Raw genomic sequence first — 19,411 nt, 5'->3', positions numbered from 1 at the left:
CGGTCGTCCCTGGTCGACGTGCGGGGTCCCCAGCCAGCCCATTCGGAAGTACGGGAAGAGATGTCCGCACCCAATAAGTCGTACGACCCTGTTGAGGTCGAGGCACTGAAACCGGAAGAGATCGAGCGCATGCGGGACGAGGCGCTCGCCGCCTTCGCCGCCGCCGCCGACCTCGAAGCGCTCGCCCACGCGAAGACCGCGCACACCGGTGGCACCTCGCCGCTCTCCCTCGCCAACCGCGAGATCGGCGCACTGCCGCCGCAGGCCAAGGCCGAGGCCGGCAAGCGCGTGGGCCAGGCCCGTGGCGCCGTCAGCAAGGCGCTGGCCGCGCGCCAGGCCGAGCTGGAGGCCGAGCGGGACGCCCGGGTGCTCGTCGAGGAGTCCGTCGACGTCACGCTGCCCTACGACCGCGTCCCCGCAGGTGCCCGCCACCCGCTGACCACGCTCATGGAGCGCATCGAGGACGTCTTCGTGGCCATGGGCTACGAGGTGGCCGAAGGTCCCGAGGTCGAGACCGAGTGGCTCAATTTCGACGCGCTCAACATCGCCGCCGACCACCCCGCCCGCGGAGAGCACGACACCTTCTTCGTCGCCGACGCCGACGGCACCTCGGACTCCGGCGTCGTGCTGCGCACGCACACGTCGCCCGTCCAGGTCCGGTCGATGCTGGACCGCGAGCCGCCGGTCTACGTGATCTGCCCCGGCCGCGTCTACCGCACCGACGAGCTGGACGCCACGCACACCCCGGTGTTCCACCAGGTCGAGCTGCTCGCCGTCGACGAGGGCCTGACCATGGCCGACCTCAAGGGCACTCTCGACCACATGGTCCAGGCGCTGTTCGGCGAGGGCATGAAGACCCGGCTGCGGCCGAACTTCTTCCCGTTCACCGAGCCGTCCGCCGAGATGGACATGGTCTGCTACGTGTGCCGCGGCGAGTCCGTCGGCAACCCGGACCGGCCCTGCCGCACCTGCTCCAGCGAGGGCTGGATCGAGCTCGGCGGCTGCGGCATGGTCAACCCGAAGGTGCTCATCGCCTGCGGTGTCGACCCCCAGAAGTACAGCGGATTCGCCTTCGGGTTCGGCATCGAGCGGATGCTGATGTTCCGCCACAACGTCGAAGACATGCGAGACATGGTCGAGGGTGACGTCCGGTTCACCCGGCCGTTCGGGATGGAGATCTGATGCGGGTCCCGCTTTCTTGGCTGCGGGAGTACGTCGACCTGCCGGCGACGGAGACCGGTCGTGACGTCCAGGCCAAGCTCATCTCCGCCGGCCTCGAGGTCGAGACCGTCGAGCAGCTCGGCACCGGGCTCAAGGGCCCCCTCGTCGTCGGCCAGGTCCTGACCATCGAGGAGCTCGACGGCTTCAAGAAGCCGATCCGCTTCTGCACCGTCGACGTCGGCCAGGCCAACGGCACGGGTGAGCCGCAGGAGATCGTCTGCGGCGCGCGGAACTTCTCCGTCGGCGACAAGGTCGTCGTCGTGCTCCCCGGCGCGGTGCTGCCCGGTGACTTCGCGATCTCCGCCCGCAAGACGTACGGCAGGACGTCCCACGGCATGATCTGCTCGGGCGACGAGCTCGGCATGGGCGACGACGGCTGGGGGTCCCCCCGGACGGAGTCTGGGGGAGGCGGCATCATCGTGCTGCCGCCCGAGCACGAGGTCGGAACCGACGCGATCGAGCTCCTCGAGCTCGTCGACGAGGTCCTCGACATCGCCGTCACCCCGGACCGCGGCTACTGCCTGTCGATGCGCGGTGTCGCCCGCGAGGCGGCCATCGCCTACGGGCTGCCGCTGCGCGACCCGGCGCTGCTCGACGTGCCCGCGCCCAACTCCTACGGCTACGAGGTCCAGGTCTCCGACCCCGTCGGCTGCGACCGCTTCACCGCGCGCACCGTCGTCGGCCTGGAGCCCGAGGCCCGCTCCCCGATCTGGCTGCAGCGCCGGCTGCAGAAGGCCGGGATGCGACCGATCTCGCTCGCCGTCGACATCACCAATTACGTGATGCTCGAGCTCGGCCAGCCGCTCCACGCCTACGACCGCTCCCGTGTCGACGGGCCGATCGGGGTGCGCCGCGCCCGGCCCGGCGAGCAGCTCACCACCCTCGACGGCACCAAGCGCGTCCTCGACGCCGAGGACCTCGTCATCACCGACAACCGCGGCCCCATCGGCCTCGCGGGCGTCATGGGCGGGGCCAACACCGAGATCGCGGACGCCCAGCCCGACCCGGAGACCGGTCGGATCAGCGGCACGACCGAGGTCGTGATCGAGGCCGCGCACTTCGACCCGGTCGCCATCGCCCGCACGGCGCGCCGCCACAAGCTGTCCTCCGAGGCGTCCAAGCGCTTCGAGCGCGGCGTCGACCCGCAGGCCGCGGCCGCCGCCGCGCAGCGAACCGTCGACCTGCTGGTGCTGCTCGCGGGCGGCACCGCCGAGGCCGGCGTCACCCAGATCACCGCGGCCGCCGCACCGCGCACCGTCACGATGCCGGCCGACCACCCCGACCGGGTGGCGGGCGTCGCGTACGGGCGCGAGACCGTGGTGCGCCGCCTCCAGGAGGTCGGCTGCGACGTCCTGGGCCAGGACGAGCTCGTCGTCACCGTCCCGTCGTGGCGCCCCGACCTCGCCCACCCGAACGACCTCGCCGAGGAGGTCATCCGGCTCGAGGGCTACGAGAACCTGCCCTCCACGCTGCCCACGCCGCCGTCCGGCCGCGGCCTCACCGCCCGGCAGCGGCTGCACCGCCGGGTCGGCCGGGCGCTGGCCGGTGCCGGGTACGTCGAGGCGCCGAACTACCCGTTCGTCTCCGAGCAGGTCTTCGACCAGCTCGGTCTCGACGCGGACGACCCGTGCCGCAGTGTCGTCACGCTCGTCAACCCCCTCTCCGACGAGGAGCCGGCGCTGCGCACCACGCTGCTGCCGGGTCTGCTCGGCGCACTGCGCCGCAACGACGGCAGGGGCAGCCACGACCTGGCGCTCTTCGAGACCGGACTCGTCTTCCGGCCGACCGGCCAGGAGCGGCGGGCGGTCCAGCTGCCCGTCGACCGCCGTCCGACCGACGAGCAGATCGCGGAGCTGAACGCGGCGCTGCCGCACCAGCCGCGTCACGCGGCGGTCGTGCTGTCCGGCGCCCGTGAGCAGGCCGGCTGGTGGGGCAAGGGCCGCCCGGCGGGCTGGGCGGACGCCGTCGAGGCCGCCCGGACCGTGGCGGCCGAGGCAGGCGTCGAACTCATCGTCCGCAAGGGCCAGTACGGTCCCTGGCACCCGGGACGCTGCGCCGTCCTCTCGGTCGCCGTGGACGGCGAGGAGCACACCGTCGGCTTCACCGGCGAGCTGCACCCGCGCGTGCTGAAGTCCCTGGGCCTGCCGGAGCGCACCTGCGCGATGGAGCTGGACCTGGACCGGGTCGAGGGCGCGGCGGCGGGTGTCGTGCAGGCCCCGAGCATCTCCACCTTCCCGGTGGCCACGCAGGACGTGGCGCTCGTCGTCGCGGACGACGTGCCCGCGGCGGACGTGGAGGCGGCGCTGCGCGAGGGCGCGGGCGAACTGCTGGAGGCGGTCCGGCTGTTCGACGTGTTCACCGGCGAGCAGATCGGCGAGGGCCGCAAGTCGCTGGCGTACGCGCTGCGGTTCCGCGCGCCCGACCGCACCCTGACGGTCGACGAGGCGTCGGCCGCACGGGATGCGGCGGTGTCGCTGGCGGCGGAGCGCACGGGAGCGGTACTGCGGGGCGCGTGAGCCTCTGGGATCCGGGGCCCGGGGGCGCTGCCCCCGGGCCCCGTCGTGCTTCCGCCCAGCCCCGAACCCGGCGCCGCGACGCTCCTCGTCACCTGCGTGACGACCGCGCGCGGGTACCGGCGCAGTCGGGGAAGCACTGCGCCGGTACCCGCCCGGAACCCTCCCATCGCCAGGGCCTGTGCTGCCTCGCGGTGTCCGCCAGGAGCGGGACCGCCGCCGCGGCCGGCGCCGTCCGCCCTGCCGCGGAGTGTCGGGCAGATCAGCAGGGCAGACGACGCGAGGGGGGCCGCCGCACTGTACGAGGGGGAGCCGGCGGCCCGGCCGCCTCTGTGAGAGGCAGTTCAGTCAACCGGCCCCCCGGTGTGCGGCGGGAGAGCACGCACGGTGCGGAACGGGGCACTTGTTTCACACCCCGTGCGAATCGTCCTCTACTAGGCTGAGGCGGACCGAGTCACCGGAGGGGCCCATGCAGCCCAACACTCTGCTCGACGCCCTGCTCGACGAAGCGGGCATCTCCCACGCCGGTCTCGCGGCGCGCGTCAATCAGGCCGGCCGGGCCAGAGGACTGTCGCTGCGCTACGAACACACCGCGGTGGCCCGCTGGTTGAAGGGCCAGCGCCCGCGGGGGCAGGTGCCGGATCTGATCTGCGAGGTCTTCGCCGTCCGGCTGCGCCGCGTCGTCACGCTCGACGACATCGGCCTCGGCGTACCGGGCGAGCCCGCGCCGCCGCAGGGGTCGTCGCTGTCCGGCTTCGTGGAGCGCGCCGCGGCCCTGTGGCGCTCCGACGAACAGCAGCGTCCGCACATCGTCGAGGCGCCCGCCGTCACCGGAACGCCGGCCGTGATGCCGGTCTGGGAATGGGAGAACCCTCCCGAGGACTCGGACGTCTCCCGCGCCGGCCTGACGAGCGTGAGCATGGCCGACATAGAGATGCTCAGGGCCGCTCGCGCCCACTACGAGCTGATGTACCGCAAGGCCGGCGGGATCGCGACCCGCTTCCGCGTCGTCGGCTTCCTCAACGCCGAGACCGCCCCGCTGCTGCGCGGCGCGTACAGCGACACCCTCGGCCGCCAACTGCACCGCGCGACCGGCGGGCTTGTCGCCGTCGCCGGGATCTGTGCGTACGACTCCGACGCGCACGGTCTCGCCCAGCGCTACTTCCACCAGGCGCTGCGCCTGGCGAAGGCCAGCGGCGACCGGGGACTCGGCGCGTACGTGATCGCGCTGCTCGTCAACCAGTCGCTGTTCATGTCCGACTTCCGCCAGGCCGTGGCCTTCGCGGAGGCCGCGTTGCGTGCCGCCGGGCACCAGATCACCCCCGCGCTCGCGGCCGACCTGTACGCGATGCAGGCCAAGGCGTACGCCCAACTCGGCGACGCCACGAGCGCACTGCGGTGTATCCGCCGGGCCGAGTCGGAGGCGGAGCGGATCCGTCCGGGGTACGAGCCGGACGAGACGGGCTACGTCCAGCCGGGGCTGGTCAACGTCCAGGTGGCGGAAGCCCTGTTGAGCCTGGGCGACCTGGCCGCGGCCCGCGAGCACGCGGCGACCGCGGTGGACACCCCCGCGCACGACCGCGGCCGGGTGCACCGGCTGGCGATGCTCAGCCAGATCGAACTGCGCCAGGGCGAGGCGGACCGCGCGGCGCGGACGGCGGCACGGATGGTGGAGCGGGTCCGGGGGATGGAGTCGCAGCGGCTGCGGGACCGTCTGCGGGCCGTGCGCGAGCATCTGGTGACCAGTGGCTGTGCCGATGCCGCCGAGGCGGCCCACCTCATCGACGGAGCGCTGCGCGTTCCCCTCTGAGCCGGGCCCTGCTGCCATATTGCCATCGACTTGTCGGAAGGTGGCAGAAGCGTGCAGTGGACGAACTTAAGCGAACGAACTGTGTATGAAAACCGTTGGTTCAGGGTCAATCTGGCGGATGTCGCACTCCCGGACGGCCGTCACCTGGACCACTTCCTGATTCGGCTCCGCCCGGTCGCCGTCGCGACCGCGGTCAACGAGGCCAACGAGGTGCTGATGCTCTGGCGGCACCGCTTCATCACCGACAGCTGGGGCTGGGAACTCGCCGCGGGAGTCGTCGAGGACGGTGAGAGCGTCGCCGACGCGGCGGCGCGCGAGATGGAGGAGGAGACCGGCTGGCGTCCCGGTCCCCTCCGTCATCTGCTCACCGTCGAGCCGTCCAACGGCCTCACCGATGCCCGGCACCACCTCTACTGGGCCGAGGACGCCACCTACATCGGCCACCCCGAGGACGACTTCGAGTCCTCACGCCGCGAGTGGGTACCGCTCAAGCTGGTGCCCGACATGATCGCCCGCGGTGAGGTCCCGGCCGCCAACATGGCGGCCGGACTGCTGATGCTCCACCATCTGCGCCTGGGATAGGGCCCCGGCCACGGCCTAGGGGCTCACCGCCTGCCACACCGCGACCGCCAGCGCCCCCAGCGCGGTGAGCGCCGCCACGGCGGGCAGGGGCCATCGGGCGTGCTCGAGCGCCCCGACGCGAGCGGTCAGGTCGGCCAGTTCCCGGTCGATCTGGTCGCCCCGCTGGGCCAGCAGCGCCAGGTGGCCGTCGATACGGGCCAGTCCCACGTCGATGCTGCGGCGCAGTTCGGCGAATTCCTCGACGGCCAGTAAGTGATCAGGGTCGGTGGACACGGATGCTTCTCCTGTTCGGCTAGTCGTACGCGGACCCTTGCTGAACGGGACCGAGTCAACTCACCCCGGCGGGAGGGCGGGAGCGTGCGCGCATGGCATATGCGGGCACGCCCCGCGCACCCCGTGTGAATCCTTGTTCGAATTCTCCTGTGGCCGCGTCAGGAGTAGGTGTAGAAGCCCGAGCCGGACTTCCGGCCGAGCCGGCCCGCGTCGACCATCCGCTGGAGCAGCGGGGGAGCGGCGTACAGAGGTTCCTTGTACTCGGCGTACATCGAGTCGGCGACCGAGGCGACCGTGTCCAGGCCGATCAGGTCCGACAGCTTCAGCGGTCCCATCGGGTGGGCGCAGCCCATCTCCATGCCGTTGTCGATGTCCTCGCGACTGGCGATGCCCGACTCGAACATCCGGATCGCGGACAGCAGGTACGGGATGAGCAGGGCGTTCACCACGAAGCCGGAGCGGTCCTGCGCCCGGATCGGGTGCTTGTCCAGCACCTGCTGCACCACGGCCTCGGAGCGCTTGATCGTCTCCTCGGAGGTGGTCAGCGCCGGAATCAGTTCGACCAGCTTCTGCACCGGGGCCGGGTTGAAGAAGTGGATGCCGATGACCTGGTCGGGACGCGAGGTCGCGACGGCCAGCTTCACCAGCGGGATCGAGGAGGTGTTGGAGGCGAGGATCGCGTCCTGCCGGGTCACCACCTGATCGAGTACCTGGAAGATCTCGGTCTTGACCTGCTCGTTCTCGACCACGGCCTCGATGACGAGATCGCGGTCGGCGAACTCCCCGAGGTCGGTCGTGAAGGAGAGGCGCTCCAGGGTGGCGTCGCGCTCCTCCTCGGTGATCTTGCCGCGCTCGGCCGCCTTGGTCAGGGAGTTGTACAGCCGGGTGCGGCCGATCTCCAGCGCCTCGCCCGTGGTCTCGGCCACCTTCACCTCGAGGCCGCTGCGGGCACACACCTCCGCGATGCCCGCGCCCATCTGGCCGCAGCCCACCACTCCGACGCGTGCAATGTCGGCCATTGAGTCCGTCACCTGATGCCTTTCGCTGGTCCTTCGGTCGGCAGGTCCCCCGTACGGTTCCGGCGCCCGCCGACCCCCCGACGTTACTCCGGATGCGTGGATGACCGAGCCGCAGGGGCGGGCATGCTCTGCGGGACAGGGCAATGGCTACCGTCAGCGGCAAGGGTGGGCATATGGGGCATTTGAGGAGAAGAGGTTTCGTGGTCGCTGCGGCCGGAGCACTGGCCGCGCTCGCGACGACTGGGGAAGCGGCGGCCTTCGCCCGCGGCTCGGAGGGGGCCGGGGCCGCGGGGGAAGGGGTGCCGATGGGCAGGGCCGCGCGGGGGAAGCGGGCCACGCGGGAGTTCCGCGGGATGTGGCTGGCGACGGTCGGCAACCGCGACTGGCCGTCGGTGCCGGGCCTGAGCGCGGCCGAGCAGCGCGCCGAGCTGCTGGCCCACCTCGACGCCGCGGTGGAGCGCCGGCTGAACGCGGTGATGTTCCAGGTGCGGCCGACGGCCGACGCGCTGTGGCCGTCGCCGTACGAGCCGTGGAGCCAGTACCTCACCGGTGTCCAGGGGCGGGACCCCGGCTGGGACCCGCTCGGTACCGCGGTGCGGGAGGCGCACCGGCGCGGTCTGGAACTGCATGCCTGGTTCAACCCGTACCGGGTGGCGATCCACGCGGACCCCTCCCGGCTGGTGCCCTGCCATCCGGCCAGGCAGCACCCGGACTGGATCGTTCCGTACGGCGGGAAGCTGTACTACAACCCTGGCATTCCTGAGGTCCGGGCCTTCGTCGAGGCCGCCATACTGGACGCCGTCCGCCGCTACGACATCGATGCCGTGCACTTCGACGACTACTTCTACCCGTATCCCGTCGCCGGCCAGTACTTCGACGACGACGCGGCCTGGGCCCGCTACGGCTCGGGATACGCGAACAGGGCCGCCTGGCGCCGGGCCAACGTCGACCTGCTGGTGCGGGAGACGGGCGCGCGGATCAGGAGCGAGAAGAAGCACGTCCGCTTCGGGATCAGCCCCTTCGGCGTGTGGCGCAACGCCTCGACCGACCCGGCCGGGTCCCGCACGACGGCGGGCGTGCAGACGTACGACGACCTCTACGCCGACACCCGCACCTGGGTCAGGCGGGGCTGGATCGACTACGTCGTCCCACAGGTGTACTGGCACATGGGCTTCGCCGCCGCCGACTACTCGACGCTCGTGCCCTGGTGGTCGGCCGTCGCCGACGGCACGGGAGTCGACCTGTACATCGGCGAGGCGCTGTACAAGGTGGGAATCCCGGGCCAGCCCGCGGCATGGCACGACCCCGCGGAGCTCTCCCGCCACCTCACGTACGCCTCGCGGTACCCCCAGGTGGGCGGTCACTGCTTCTTCTCGGCGCTGGAGGTGGGGGCCGATCCCCTGGGGGCGATGACGAAGGTGGTGGAGGACCACTACCCGACCCGGGTGCGGACGGGGGGCTGAGCCCGGCGCCCGCGCTCCCGGACCGGGACGGTGTGGTCAGGACTTCTCGTGGTGCTGGACCACGCAGTCGGGCCCGGGGGACAGCACCGCTTCGTGCCCGTCGTCGAAACGGACGCGGTACGGAGGAGTGCCGTCGGGTCCCAGCACCTTGAGGACTTCGGCGTGCTTGTCGTGCTGCCCCACGGTTCTGCCGTGCACCAGCAGCGTGTCGCCCTCGTTTGCTTGCATGCGGAGTGACCTCCTCGGCAACCGGTCCGTTTGGTGGGTCTTTTCGAGTCTACGGCCGGGGGTGCGCCGCGCATCCCCGGCCGTGGACCTCAGGTCCGGGCCCGCTGGGTGACCGCGATGCACAGGAGGACGCCCAGAGCGGCGAGCGGGGCCTCGGGGGAGAGGGTCTCGCCGAGGAGGGCCACCGACCAGACCAGGGTGAGCAGCGGCTGGGCGAGCTGGAGCTGGCTGGCCCTGGCGATGCCGATCTCGGCCATGCCGCGGTACCAGACGTACAGCCCGAGGAAGGTCGATCCGACCGCCACCCAGACCAGTCCGGTCACGCCCCTGGCGGTGAGGTGCACCGGCTCGACGGAGAGCGCGACGAGGGACCCGGCCACGCTCAGCGGCAGACACATGACCAGCGCCCAGCCGATGACCTGCCATCCGGGCATCACCGAGGCGAGCCTGCCGCCCTCGGTGTAGCCCGCGGCGCAGACCAGCAGGGCGCCGAAGAGGTACAGATCGCCCGTGTGCAGGGCCCCGCCGCTCTGCTGCACGGTGAAGGCGATCACGACCACGGCTCCGGCGAGCGCGGCCGCCCAGAACGTGGGCGACGGCCGGCGACCTGTGCGCAGGGCCGCGAAGACCGCCGTGGTCAGCGGCAGCAGTCCCACGACGACCGCGGCGTGCGAGGTGGTCGAGGTCTGCAGGGCCAGGGTCGTCAGCAGCGGAAAGCCCACGACGACCCCGCCGCCGACGACCGCGAGTCCTGCCCAGTGGCGGCGCTCCGGGACGCGGACGCGCAGCGCCAGCAGGAACCCGCCCGCGACGAGCGCCGCGAGGACGCTGCGCACGGCGACCAGGGACCAGGGGCCGAAGCTGTCCAGGCCCCAGACAGTCGAGGGGAACGTCAGCGAGAAGGCGAGGACGCCGAGCGCGGCGAGGACCGTGCCGCTGCTGACCGCTATCGTGGTGGTGGGAGTAGCGCTATCCTGTGCTGTCATGCAAGAGCGTAGCAGTGTGGCTGAACTGGTGAACTCGCTGAAGCGGGAACTGGACCGCTACTCACCTGGAGGAAAGCTGCCGTCGAGCAGAGCGCTCGTCGAGCGCTACCGCGTCTCGCCGGTGACCGTCTCCCGCGCGCTCGCCCAGCTCGTCGCCGAAGGACTTGTCGTCACCCGGCCCGGGGCCGGGGCCTTCCGTGCCCACCCGCGCACCGACGCCCCGCCGGCCGGCGACACCTCCTGGCAGGAGGTCACCCTCAGCGCCGACGCCGCCGCCGAGGCGGTACCGCGCACCGTCGACGCGTCCGGAGTCCTCGTCACCCTGGCCGTGCCCCCGCCGGGTGTCGTCGAGTTCAACGGCGGCTACCTGCACTCCTCCCTCCAGCCCGAACGGGCCATGGCGGCGGCCCTTGCCCGCGCCGGCCGCCGCCCCGGAGCCTGGAGCAGACCGCCCACCGACGGACTGCCCGAACTGCGCGAATGGTTCGCCCGCTCGATCGGCGAGACGGTCGGTCCGGCGGACGTCCTGGTCACGGCGGGCGGCCAGTCCGCGCTGACCACCGCCCTGCGCGCGCTCGCACCGCCCGGCTCGCCCGTCCTCGTCGAATCGCCCACGTACCCCGGCATGCTGGCCATCGCCCGTGCCGCAGGTCTGCGGCCGGTCCCGGTTCCGGTGGACGCCGACGGCGTGCGGCCCGACCTGCTCGGCGCCGCCTTCCGCGCCACCGGGGCCCGCGTCTTCGTCTGCCAGCCGCTCTTCCAGAACCCGACCGGCGCGGTCCTCGCCTCCGAGCGCCGTCCCGAGGTGCTGCGTGTGGCCCGCGAGGCGGGCGCGTTCGTCATCGAGGACGACTTCGCGCGGCGACTCGTCCACGAGGACGCGGGCCCGCTGCCCAGGCCGCTCGCGGCCGACGACCACGACGGCGTCGTCGTCCACGTCAGCTCGCTCACCAAGGCCACCTCGCCCAGCCTGCGCGTCGGCATGCTCGCCGCCCGCGGACCCGTGCTCGGACGGCTGCGCGCCATCCACGTCGTCGACACCTTCTTCGTCCCCCGGCCCCTCCAGGAAGCCGCACTCGAACTCGTCGGCGCGCCCGCGTGGAGCCGTCACCTGCGCGCCGTGGCCGGCGAACTGAAGGTCCGCCGCGACACCATGACGGCCGCGCTGCGGCTCCACCTGCCCCACCTCGCCCTGCCGCACATCCCCTCCGGCGGCTATCACCTCTGGCTGCGACTGCCCGACACCGTCGACGAGAGCGCACTCGTCGCCGCGGCGCTGCGGGCCGACGTCGCGGTGGCCCCCGGCCGCCCGTACTTCTCCGCCGAACCGACCGCCGGCCACATCCGCCTGAGCTTCGCGGGCGTCGCCGGTGTCGGTGAGATCACCGAGGGGGTGCGCAGGCTGGAGGCCGCCTACGGCGAGCTGACGAGGTGACCGCAGGCCCCGGGGACACTCCGATGACAGCCGTCGCGCCGGTGTGCGACGCTCCCGCCATGACCGAGGTGATACATGGCGCGTACACGATTTCCACGGACCCGGCCCGGCTGGACGAGAAGCGGATCCACCACTGGCTCTCCACCGAGGCGTACTGGGCGCTCGGCGCAGCCGGGAGAAGCAGGACCGGGCCATCGCCGGATCGGTCAACTTCGGTGCGTACGAGACGGTCTCGGGGCAGATGGCCGGCTTCGCGCGGGTGGTCACCGACCACGCCACCTTCGCCTGGCTCTGCGACGTCTACGTCGACCGGTCCGCCCGGGGCGAGGGTCTGGGCACCGCACTGGTCACCGCGGTCCGCGACCACTTCGCCCCCCTGGGACTGCGCCGCATCCTGCTCACCACCGACGACGCCCACGGCCTCTACGAGAAGCTGGGCTTCAAAGAGCTCGCCGTCCCGGGCAACTGGCTCAACCTGATGTTCGAGTGACACCCTTGACCTGCGAGGCGCTGGCCATCACCATCACGCCATGACTGTCCGGGTCACCCTGATCGCCGCGGCGCGCAGCTCTCCGCTGCTCACGGAGCGGTTCGACGACGACCGGCCGCTCGACCAGGCCGGCTGGCACGAGGTGCAGCTCGCCGCGCACGCGCTCGTGCCGCTGAGCGCCGCCGAGCTGCGCTACTGCTCGCCCACCACCCGCAGCCGTGCGACCGGCGAGGCGCTCGGCTTCGCCCCGCTCGCCCAGCCGGCCCTGCGCGACTGCGACATGGGCCGCTGGCGCGGCTGCACGCTCGCCGAGGTGACCGCGCGCGAGCCCGCCGCGGTCGACGCCTGGCTCGCCGACCCGCGCAGCGCCCCCCACGGCGGCGAACCGCTGCTCGCGTTCATCTCGCGGATAGGCGGCTGGCTCGACACCCGGCCCGCGGACGACTGCCGTGCGATCGTGGCCGTGGCCGAACCGTCCGTGGTGCGGGCGGCCTTCGTGTACGCACTGCGCGCCCATCCCTCGATGTACTGGAACGTCGACGTCCGCCCGTTGTCGACGGTCACCCTCACCGGACAGCCGGGCCGCTGGCACCTGTGCCTGGAGGCGGCCGCCTGACCGGCGGGACACGGCTACCTCGCCGTCCCCACCAACCGCTCCGGCGTGATCCGTATGACCACGCGTACGGTCTCCGGCGGGAGGTCCAGGTACTCCTGCCCCGCGCCGGGACCCTCGTACTCCTCCGCCAGCCGCACCGCGAGCCCGCGCCCCCGGTCCTCCGTGACGGTCGCGGTCCCGCGCACCTCCACGTAGCGCAGCGGGTCCTTGCGGTCGTACACGGTCAGCGAGACGCGCGGGTCGCGGGCGATGTTGCGGTCCTTGCGCCGGCCGGCCTGCGAGGAGATCACCAGCTCGTCGCCCTCGCGGCCCACCCAGACGACCGACGTCTGCGGGCTGCCGTCGGGCAGGACGGTGGCGAGCACCGCCGGATTCGGCTCGTCGAACATCAGGCGGGCGGACTCGCTCAGAGGTATCGGCATGGGCAGAGGGTAACCTCCGCCCCGGTCAAGGTCGTTGGGAAAACGGCCCCGGTCCCTCACACCGGCCCGAGACCGCGGAGCCTGCGCTCCAGGCAGGCGGCCTCCGCTGCGTTCCCGGCGCCCGCGATCGCCGCTTCGTAGGCCGACGCCGCCTCGGCGCGGCGTCCGAGCCGCCGCAGCAGATCGGCCCGCACGGCGTGCAGCACGTGGAAATCGCCCAGCGAGGGGACGAGTGCCTCCACCAGGTCGAGCGCCGGGCGGGGGCCCCGCACCTCGGCCACGGCGACCGCCCGGTTGAGCGCCACCACCGGATTCGGCGCGATCGCCGTCAACTGGTCGTACAGGCGCAGGATCTGGCCCCAGTCCGTGGCGGCCGCGTCCCGCGCGTCACTGTGCACCGCGCTGATCGCCGCCTGGATCTGGTACGGCCCCGGCCTGCCGCGGCGCAGACACCGCCGCACCAGCGCCTGGCCCTCGGCGATCAGGTCCCGGTCCCACAGGCCACGGTCCTGCTCGGCGAGCACCACCAGCTCGCCGTCCGGGCCGGTGCGTGCGGGGCGACGGGACTCCGTCAGCAGCATCAGCGCCAGCAGGCCCAGCACCTCGGGCTCGTCCGGCATCAGTCGGGTCAGCAAGCGGCCCAGTCTCACCGCCTCCGCGCACAGGTCCTCGCGCACCAGCCGGTCGCCCGAGCCCGCGCTGTAGCCCTCGTTGAAGACCAGGTAGACGACCGACAGCACGGCCGGCAGCCGGTCGGGCAGCTCGGCCTCGTTCGGGACGCGGTACGGGATCCGCGCATCGCGGATCTTGCCCTTGGCGCGGACCAGGCGCTGCGCCATGGCGGGCTCGGCCACCAGGAAGGCGCGGGCGATCTCCGCCGTGGTGAGCCCGCCGACCAGCCTCAGGGTCAGCGCGACGCGGGCGGCCGGCGCGAGAGCGGGATGACAGCAGGTGAAGATCAGCCGCAACCGGTCGTCCTCCACAGGACCTTCCTCGAGCGGACGTTCGCGCGCATGCAGCAGCGCGGCCCGGGCGTGCCGGTCCGCCCGGGACGCCTCCCGCCGCAGACGGTCGACCGCCCTGTTGCGGCCGGTGGTGATGATCCAGCCCGCCGGGCTGGGCGGCAGCCCGTCCACCGGCCACCGCTCCAGCGCCGCGGTGAACGCGTCCTGGACCGCTTCCTCGGCGATGTCGATGTCGCCGAAGACCCGGACGAGGACGGCGACGGCGCGTCCGTACTCCTCGCGGAAGACCCGCTCGACGGCCGCCGCGCCTCCCGTCCCCGCCGGACACGTCGTCATCCGCCGCTGCCGTGGGCGAGCGGCCTCACCTCGATCGGGAGCGTGATCGCGCGGGCCAGCTTGCGGCCCCACGCGAGCGCCGCGTCGAGGTCGGGCGCCTGGATGACGGTGAAACCGCCGAGATGCTCCTTGCCCTCGACGTACGGGCCGTCGGTGGTGAGCACCTCGCCGTCCTTGAGCGTGAGGACGGTGGCGGTGGCCGGCGGGTGCAGCCCGCCGGAGAACACCCAGGCCCCGGCCTCCCTCAGGTCGGCGATCACGGCCTCGACGTCCCGCATGATGGGGTCCAGCACCTCGGGCGGCGGCGGGTCCCCGTCGGGCTGGTAGATGCTGAGCAGGTATTGCTGCATGGTGGCCTCCTCGGTGCGGTCGCGGCGTCCTGCCGCGTTCTCACCCTCTACACGAACGGGCCGGCCCCGGATCGACACGGCCCGCCGAAAAATTCCGGCGCGCGACGCCGGACCGTCCCTGGCGGGGTTGTGCGGCCCGGGGCGGCCGGCCCGCACCGCTCACGCGGCGGGCGTGAACACCAGGGACGCGTTGTGGCCGCCGAAGCCGAACGCGTTCGTCAGCGCCGCCTCCGGACCGACGCGCCTCGGCCCGCCCGTGACGACGTCGAGCTTCACCTCCGGGTCCGGCCGGTCCAGGTTCAGCGTCGGCGGAACGATCCCGTCCCGCACGGCGAGGATCGTCGCCAGCGCGCCCATCGCCCCTGCGGCGCCGAAGAGGTGGCCCGTCCTGGACTTGGTCGCGGTGACGGCCGGGTGCGTGCCGACCGCCTCCGCGACGGACCGTGCCTCCACCAGATCGCCCACGGGGGTCGAGGTGGCGTGCGCGTGCACGAGACCCACGGCCCCGGGCGCCACTCCGGCCGCCTCGAGGGCCAGCCGCATCGCGCGGACCTGGCCCTCCGGGTGCCCGGCCGTGATGTGGTGGGCGTCGGAGGTGACGCCCGCCCCGGCGAGCGAGGCATGGGCACGGGCGGCCCTGGCGGCGGCGAACCCGGCCCGCTCCAGGACGACCACCACCGCGCCCTCGCCGATGACGAATCCGTCGCGGTCGGCGTCGAAGGGCCGCGAGGCCCGGCCCGGTTCGTCGTTGCGCGTCGAGTGCGCCTTGGCCTGGGCGAAACCGGCCAGCGGCAGCGGGTGGACGCAGGCCTCGGTGCCGCCGGCCACGACGACGTCGGCCCGGCCGAGCCGGATCAGGTCCAGGCCCATGGCGATCGCCTCGGCCCCGGAGGCGCACGCACTGACCGGGGTGTGGGCGCCTCCGCGGGCGCCGAGTTCGATGCTGACCCGGGCGGCGGGGCCGTTCGCCATCAGCATCGGCACGGTGTGCGGGGACACGCGCCGTACGCCGGACGACTCCAGGACGTCGTCCTGTCCGAGCATGGTCAGCGCGCCGCCGGTGCCCGTGCCGATCACCACGGCGAGCCGCTCCGGATCGACCTCGGGGCGTCCGGCGTCCGCCCACGCCTCGCGCGCGGCGATCAGGGCGATCTGCTCGCAGCGGTCCAGGCGGCGCGCCTGTACACGCTCCATGACCTCGGCCGGTTCGACCTTGAGCCGCCCGGCGATCCGTACGGGCAGTTCTGCCGCCCACTCGTCCTCGATCGCGGTGATCCCGGACTCGTCGGCGAGCAGCGCGGACCAGGTCGAGGCGACGTCGCCGCCGAGCGGGGTGGTCGCGCCCACCCCCGTGACCGCCACGTGGTTCGTGCCTCCCGGCATGGGAACCCCCTTTGTCGTGGAGTGACAACACCCGGTCCGGTCGGTCACGGGTGTGTCGGTCTGTTGTGACTCCACCCTTCCAAGTACAGGAGGCCGGACCGTGTGCGGCGAACGACCGAGTCGGGGATTATTGTTCTGTAGAGTTCCGACACTTTCTTGATGCTCGCTCCATCTACTCGCGCGAGAGGTCATTGCATAGTTCTGCATCGCTGCGTATAGTCATGCCATCGATGAGGAGGCTTTCGATGACGGTTCGAGCAGCAGTGGCAGGGGCGAGCGGGTACGCGGGCGGAGAGTTGCTCCGACTGCTGCTGGCGCACCCCGAGGTCGAGATCGGCGCCCTCACCGCCAACTCCAACGCGGGCCAGCCGCTCGGCGCACTGCAACCGCACCTGCTGCCGCTCGCCGGCCGGGTGCTCCGGCCGACGACCGCCGACGTCCTCGCCGGCCACGACGTCGTGTTCCTCGCCCTTCCGCACGGCCAGTCCGCCGCCGTCGCCGAGCAGCTCGGGGACGACGTCCTGGTCGTCGACATGGGCGCCGACTTCCGGCTCGCGGACTCCGCCGACTGGGAGGCGTTCTACGGCTCCGAGCACGCCGGCACGTGGCCGTACGGTCTCCCCGAGCTGCCGGGCGCCCGCGCCGCGCTGGAGGGGTCCAAGCGTGTCGCGGTGCCCGGTTGCTATCCCACGGCCGTCTCGCTCGCGCTGTTCCCGGCCTACGCCGCGGGACTCGCCGAGCCCGAGGCCGTGATCACCGCCGCCACCGGCACCTCCGGCGCGGGCAAGGCCCTCAAGCCGCACCTGCTCGGCTCCGAGGTGATGGGCTCGATGAGCCCGTACGGCGTGGGCGGCAGCCACCGGCACACCCCCGAGATGATCCAGAACCTGAGCGCGGTGGCGGGGGAGCGCGTCGCCGTCTCCTTCACCCCGACGCTCGCGCCGATGGCGCGGGGCATCCTCGCCACCTGCTCGGCGAAGGCGAAGCCCGGCACGACCGCGGGCGACGTCCGCGCCGCGTACGAGAAGGCGCTGGCGGACGAGCCGTTCGTCCACCTGCTGCCCGAGGGGCAGTGGCCCGCCACCGCCTCGGTCTACGGATCGAACGCCGTCCAGATCCAGGTGGCGTACGACCAGGCGGCCGGGCGCGTCATCGCCATCAGCGCCATCGACAATCTCACCAAGGGCACCGCGGGCGGCGCGGTGCAGAGCATGAACATCGCCCTCGGATTCGCCGAGGGCACGGGTCTTTCCACGATTGGAGTTGCGCCGTGAGCGTGACCGCAGCGAAGGGATTCACGGCGGCGGGCATCGCCGCCGGGATCAAGGAGAACGGCAACCCGGACCTGGCCCTCGTGGTCAACAACGGGCCGCGCCGCGCCGCCGCGGGCGTCTTCACCTCCAACCGCGTCAAGGCCGCGCCGGTCCTGTGGTCCGAGCAGGTCCTCAAGGGCGGCGAGGTCACCGCCGTGGTCCTCAACTCCGGCGGCGCCAACGCCTGCACCGGTCCCCAGGGCTTCCAGGACACCCACACCACCGCCGAGAAGGCGGCCGACGTCCTCGGCATCGGCGCGGGCGAGGTCGCCGTCGCGTCCACCGGACTCATCGGTGTCCTGCTCCCCATGGACAAGCTGCTGCCCGGCATCGAGCAGGCGGCCGCCCAGCTCAGCGAGCACGGCGGCGAGAAGGCCGCCATCGCCATCAAGACCACCGACACGGTCCACAAGACGGCCGTCGCGCAGGGCGAGGGCTGGACCGTCGGCGGCATGGCCAAGGGCGCGGGCATGCTCGCCCCGGGCCTCGCCACCATGCTCGTCGTGCTCACCACCGACGCGGACCTGGACGCGGCCACCCTCGACAAGGCGCTGCGGAACGCCACCCGGCAGACGTTCGACCGGGTCGACTCCGACGGATGCATGTCCACCAACGACACCGTGCTGCTGCTCGCCTCCGGCGCGTCCGGCGCGAAGCCCGCGTACGAGGAGTTCGCCGACGTTGTGCGCACGGTCTGCGACGACCTGGCCCGGCAGCTGATCGGCGACGCCGAGGGCGCCTCGAAGGACATCCGCATCGAGGTGATCAACGCGGCGACCGAGGACGACGCCGTCGAGGTCGGCCGCTCCATCGCCCGCAACAACCTCCTCAAGTGCGCCATCCATGGCGAGGACCCGAACTGGGGCCGGGTGCTCTCCGCCATCGGCACCACCAAGGCCGCCTTCGAGCCCGACCAGCTCAACGTCGCCATCAACGGCGTCTGGGTCTGCAAGAACGGCTCCGTCGGCGAGGACCGCGACCTGGTCGACATGCGCTACCGGGAGGTGCGCATCACGGCGGACCTGGCCGCGGGCGCCGAGTCCGCGGTCATCTGGGCCAACGACCTCACCGCGGACTACGTCCACGAGAACAGCGCGTACAGCTCATGAGCACCACGAGGAAGCACACCGCCCTGCCCAAGGCACAGATCCTCATCGAGGCGCTGCCCTGGCTGACCCGCCACAACGGCAAGATCGTCGTCATCAAGTTCGGCGGCAACGCCATGATCGACGAGGAGCTGAAGGCAGCCTTCGCCCAGGACGTCGTCTTCCTGCGGCACGCCGGGCTCAAGCCCGTCGTCGTGCACGGCGGCGGCCCGCAGATCTCCGCCGCGCTCGACCGGCACGGGCTGGTCAGCGAGTTCAAGGCCGGCCTGCGGGTCACCACGCCCGAGGCCATGGACGTCGTACGGATGGTGCTCGCCGGGCAGGTCCAGCGCGAGCTGGTCGGCCTGCTCAACCAGCACGGGCCGCTCGCTGTCGGCCTCACCGGCGAGGACGCCCACACCATCACCGCCACCAAGCATCAGCCGACCATCGACGGGGAACTCGTCGACATCGGCCGTGTCGGCGAGATCACCGGGATCGACACCGGCGCCATCGAGGCACTGCTCGCCGACGGACGCATCCCGGTGATCTCCTCGATCGCCCGTTCCGAGGACGACGGACATGTCTACAACGTCAATGCCGATACGGCGGCTGCGGCACTCGCTGCGGCGCTGGGCGCCGAGACGCTGATGGTCCTCACCGACGTCGAGGGCCTGTACGAGGACTGGCCCCACAGCGACGAGGTCATCAGCCGCCTCACCGCCACCCAGCTGGAGAAGCTCCTGCCCGACCTCTCCAGCGGCATGGTCCCCAAGATGGAGGGCTGCCTGCACGCCGTGCGCAACGGGGTCAACACGGCCCGTGTGATCGACGGCCGGGTGCAGCACTCGATCCTGCTGGAGATCTTCACCGACGAGGGCATCGGCACGATGGTCGTGCCGGACGGACAGGGGGACTGAC

18 protein-coding genes and 1 pseudogene are annotated in these 19,411 nt (G+C 72.4%); 11 read left to right on the top strand and 8 right to left on the bottom strand.

All coding sequences use genetic code 11. The features are described from left to right. The first annotated feature begins 60 nt into the window (after positions 1–60). The 4 genes from pheS to ACWD0A_RS16165 all read left to right on the top strand — a co-directional run bounded on the left by pheS (position 61) and on the right by ACWD0A_RS16165 (position 6,126). Positions 61–1,182, top strand: a complete 1,122-nt coding sequence (pheS, locus tag ACWD0A_RS16180; RefSeq protein ID WP_177153457.1) for a phenylalanine--tRNA ligase subunit alpha — start codon at positions 61–63, stop codon at positions 1,180–1,182. Beyond that, complete coding sequence (gene pheT / locus ACWD0A_RS16175; RefSeq protein ID WP_451298507.1) at positions 1,182–3,737, top strand: phenylalanine--tRNA ligase subunit beta; 2,556 nt, start codon at positions 1,182–1,184, stop codon at positions 3,735–3,737. Before pheS ends, pheT begins: the two co-directional genes overlap by 1 nt. Before the next feature lie 466 nt (positions 3,738–4,203). After that, the gene (locus tag ACWD0A_RS16170) at positions 4,204–5,544 is read left to right on the top strand and encodes a transcriptional regulator (protein ID WP_451298505.1); all 1,341 of its coding nucleotides are present in this window, start codon (positions 4,204–4,206) and stop codon (positions 5,542–5,544) included. A 51-nt stretch (positions 5,545–5,595) separates the two neighbouring features. Continuing rightward, positions 5,596–6,126: an NUDIX hydrolase gene (locus ACWD0A_RS16165; RefSeq protein ID WP_177153461.1), complete on the top strand. Its 531-nt coding sequence runs from the start codon at positions 5,596–5,598 to the stop codon at positions 6,124–6,126. Between the two features lie 15 nt (positions 6,127–6,141). Here the strand turns inward: ACWD0A_RS16165 and ACWD0A_RS16160 are convergent, their stop codons facing one another. Together ACWD0A_RS16160 and ACWD0A_RS16155 are read right to left on the bottom strand one after the other, a co-directional pair. After that, positions 6,142–6,399 carry a hypothetical protein gene (locus ACWD0A_RS16160; RefSeq protein WP_177153462.1) on the bottom strand — a complete coding sequence of 86 codons (258 nt, stop codon included), beginning with the start codon at positions 6,397–6,399 and terminating at the stop codon, positions 6,142–6,144. A 158-nt stretch (positions 6,400–6,557) separates the two neighbouring features. Then, a complete protein-coding gene (locus ACWD0A_RS16155; RefSeq protein WP_177153463.1) occupies positions 6,558–7,418 on the bottom strand; it encodes a 3-hydroxybutyryl-CoA dehydrogenase in 861 nt (286 codons plus the stop codon). Between the two features lie 173 nt (positions 7,419–7,591). Here ACWD0A_RS16155 and ACWD0A_RS16150 point away from each other — a divergent pair, with 173 nt between their 5' ends. After that, the gene (locus ACWD0A_RS16150) at positions 7,592–8,881 is read left to right on the top strand and encodes a glycoside hydrolase family 10 protein (protein WP_451298502.1); all 1,290 of its coding nucleotides are present in this window, start codon (positions 7,592–7,594) and stop codon (positions 8,879–8,881) included. Positions 8,882–8,917: 36 nt separating this feature from the next. Here the strand turns inward: ACWD0A_RS16150 and ACWD0A_RS16145 are convergent, their stop codons facing one another. Further along, positions 8,918–9,109 (bottom strand): DUF1918 domain-containing protein, encoded by a 192-nt coding sequence (locus tag ACWD0A_RS16145; protein ID WP_177153465.1) that lies wholly within the window; start codon positions 9,107–9,109, stop codon positions 8,918–8,920. A gap of 89 nt (positions 9,110–9,198) precedes the next feature. Further along, on the bottom strand, positions 9,199–10,095 hold the full coding sequence (locus ACWD0A_RS16140) for a DMT family transporter (protein ID WP_451298500.1): 897 nt from the start codon (positions 10,093–10,095) through the stop codon (positions 9,199–9,201). On the opposite strand from ACWD0A_RS16140, the gene ACWD0A_RS16135 reads away from it, so the two are divergent. The 3 genes and pseudogenes from ACWD0A_RS16135 (at position 10,094) to ACWD0A_RS16125 (ending at position 12,636) form a co-directional block, all read left to right on the top strand. After that, positions 10,094–11,530 (top strand): aminotransferase-like domain-containing protein, encoded by a 1,437-nt coding sequence (locus tag ACWD0A_RS16135; protein WP_451298498.1) that lies wholly within the window; start codon positions 10,094–10,096, stop codon positions 11,528–11,530. The two genes, ACWD0A_RS16140 and ACWD0A_RS16135, sit on opposite strands and share 2 nt — an antisense overlap. Positions 11,531–11,553: 23 nt before the next feature. Continuing rightward, positions 11,554–12,020, top strand: a pseudogene (locus ACWD0A_RS16130) (GNAT family N-acetyltransferase). A gap of 40 nt (positions 12,021–12,060) precedes the next feature. Then, the gene (locus ACWD0A_RS16125; protein WP_307716366.1) at positions 12,061–12,636 is read left to right on the top strand and encodes a histidine phosphatase family protein; all 576 of its coding nucleotides are present in this window, start codon (positions 12,061–12,063) and stop codon (positions 12,634–12,636) included. 14 nt (positions 12,637–12,650) lie between these two features. Here the strand turns inward: ACWD0A_RS16125 and ACWD0A_RS16120 are convergent, their stop codons facing one another. The 4 genes from ACWD0A_RS16120 to ACWD0A_RS16105 form a co-directional block, all read right to left on the bottom strand. Then, positions 12,651–13,058 (bottom strand): PPOX class F420-dependent oxidoreductase, encoded by a 408-nt coding sequence (locus ACWD0A_RS16120; RefSeq protein ID WP_451298496.1) that lies wholly within the window; start codon positions 13,056–13,058, stop codon positions 12,651–12,653. A 56-nt stretch (positions 13,059–13,114) separates the two neighbouring features. After that, positions 13,115–14,359, bottom strand: a complete 1,245-nt coding sequence (locus ACWD0A_RS16115) for an RNA polymerase sigma factor (protein WP_451298494.1) — start codon at positions 14,357–14,359, stop codon at positions 13,115–13,117. Beyond that, the gene (locus ACWD0A_RS16110) at positions 14,356–14,709 is read right to left on the bottom strand and encodes a YciI family protein (RefSeq protein WP_451298492.1); all 354 of its coding nucleotides are present in this window, start codon (positions 14,707–14,709) and stop codon (positions 14,356–14,358) included. Before ACWD0A_RS16110 ends, ACWD0A_RS16115 begins: the two co-directional genes overlap by 4 nt. A 159-nt stretch (positions 14,710–14,868) precedes the next feature. Continuing rightward, positions 14,869–16,092: a beta-ketoacyl-[acyl-carrier-protein] synthase family protein gene (locus ACWD0A_RS16105; RefSeq protein WP_451298490.1), complete on the bottom strand. Its 1,224-nt coding sequence runs from the start codon at positions 16,090–16,092 to the stop codon at positions 14,869–14,871. A gap of 245 nt (positions 16,093–16,337) precedes the next feature. Here ACWD0A_RS16105 and argC point away from each other — a divergent pair, with 245 nt between their 5' ends. From argC to argB, 3 genes are read left to right on the top strand one after another with little or no spacing between them, the layout of a single operon-like run. Beyond that, complete coding sequence (gene argC / locus ACWD0A_RS16100; RefSeq protein WP_451298488.1) at positions 16,338–17,366, top strand: N-acetyl-gamma-glutamyl-phosphate reductase; 1,029 nt, start codon at positions 16,338–16,340, stop codon at positions 17,364–17,366. After that, a complete protein-coding gene (argJ, locus tag ACWD0A_RS16095; protein WP_451298486.1) occupies positions 17,363–18,514 on the top strand; it encodes a bifunctional glutamate N-acetyltransferase/amino-acid acetyltransferase ArgJ in 1,152 nt (383 codons plus the stop codon). Before argC ends, argJ begins: the two co-directional genes overlap by 4 nt. After that, on the top strand, positions 18,511–19,410 hold the full coding sequence (gene argB, locus ACWD0A_RS16090; protein WP_307716373.1) for an acetylglutamate kinase: 900 nt from the start codon (positions 18,511–18,513) through the stop codon (positions 19,408–19,410). The genes argJ and argB overlap by 4 nt, the downstream gene beginning before the upstream one ends. Position 19,411: the final 1 nt, after the last annotated feature.

Source organism: Streptomyces sp. NPDC002867 (assembly GCF_053591895.1).
Note: the sequence above shows the minus strand (reverse complement) of the source record. Positions and strands in the feature narration are given on the sequence as shown.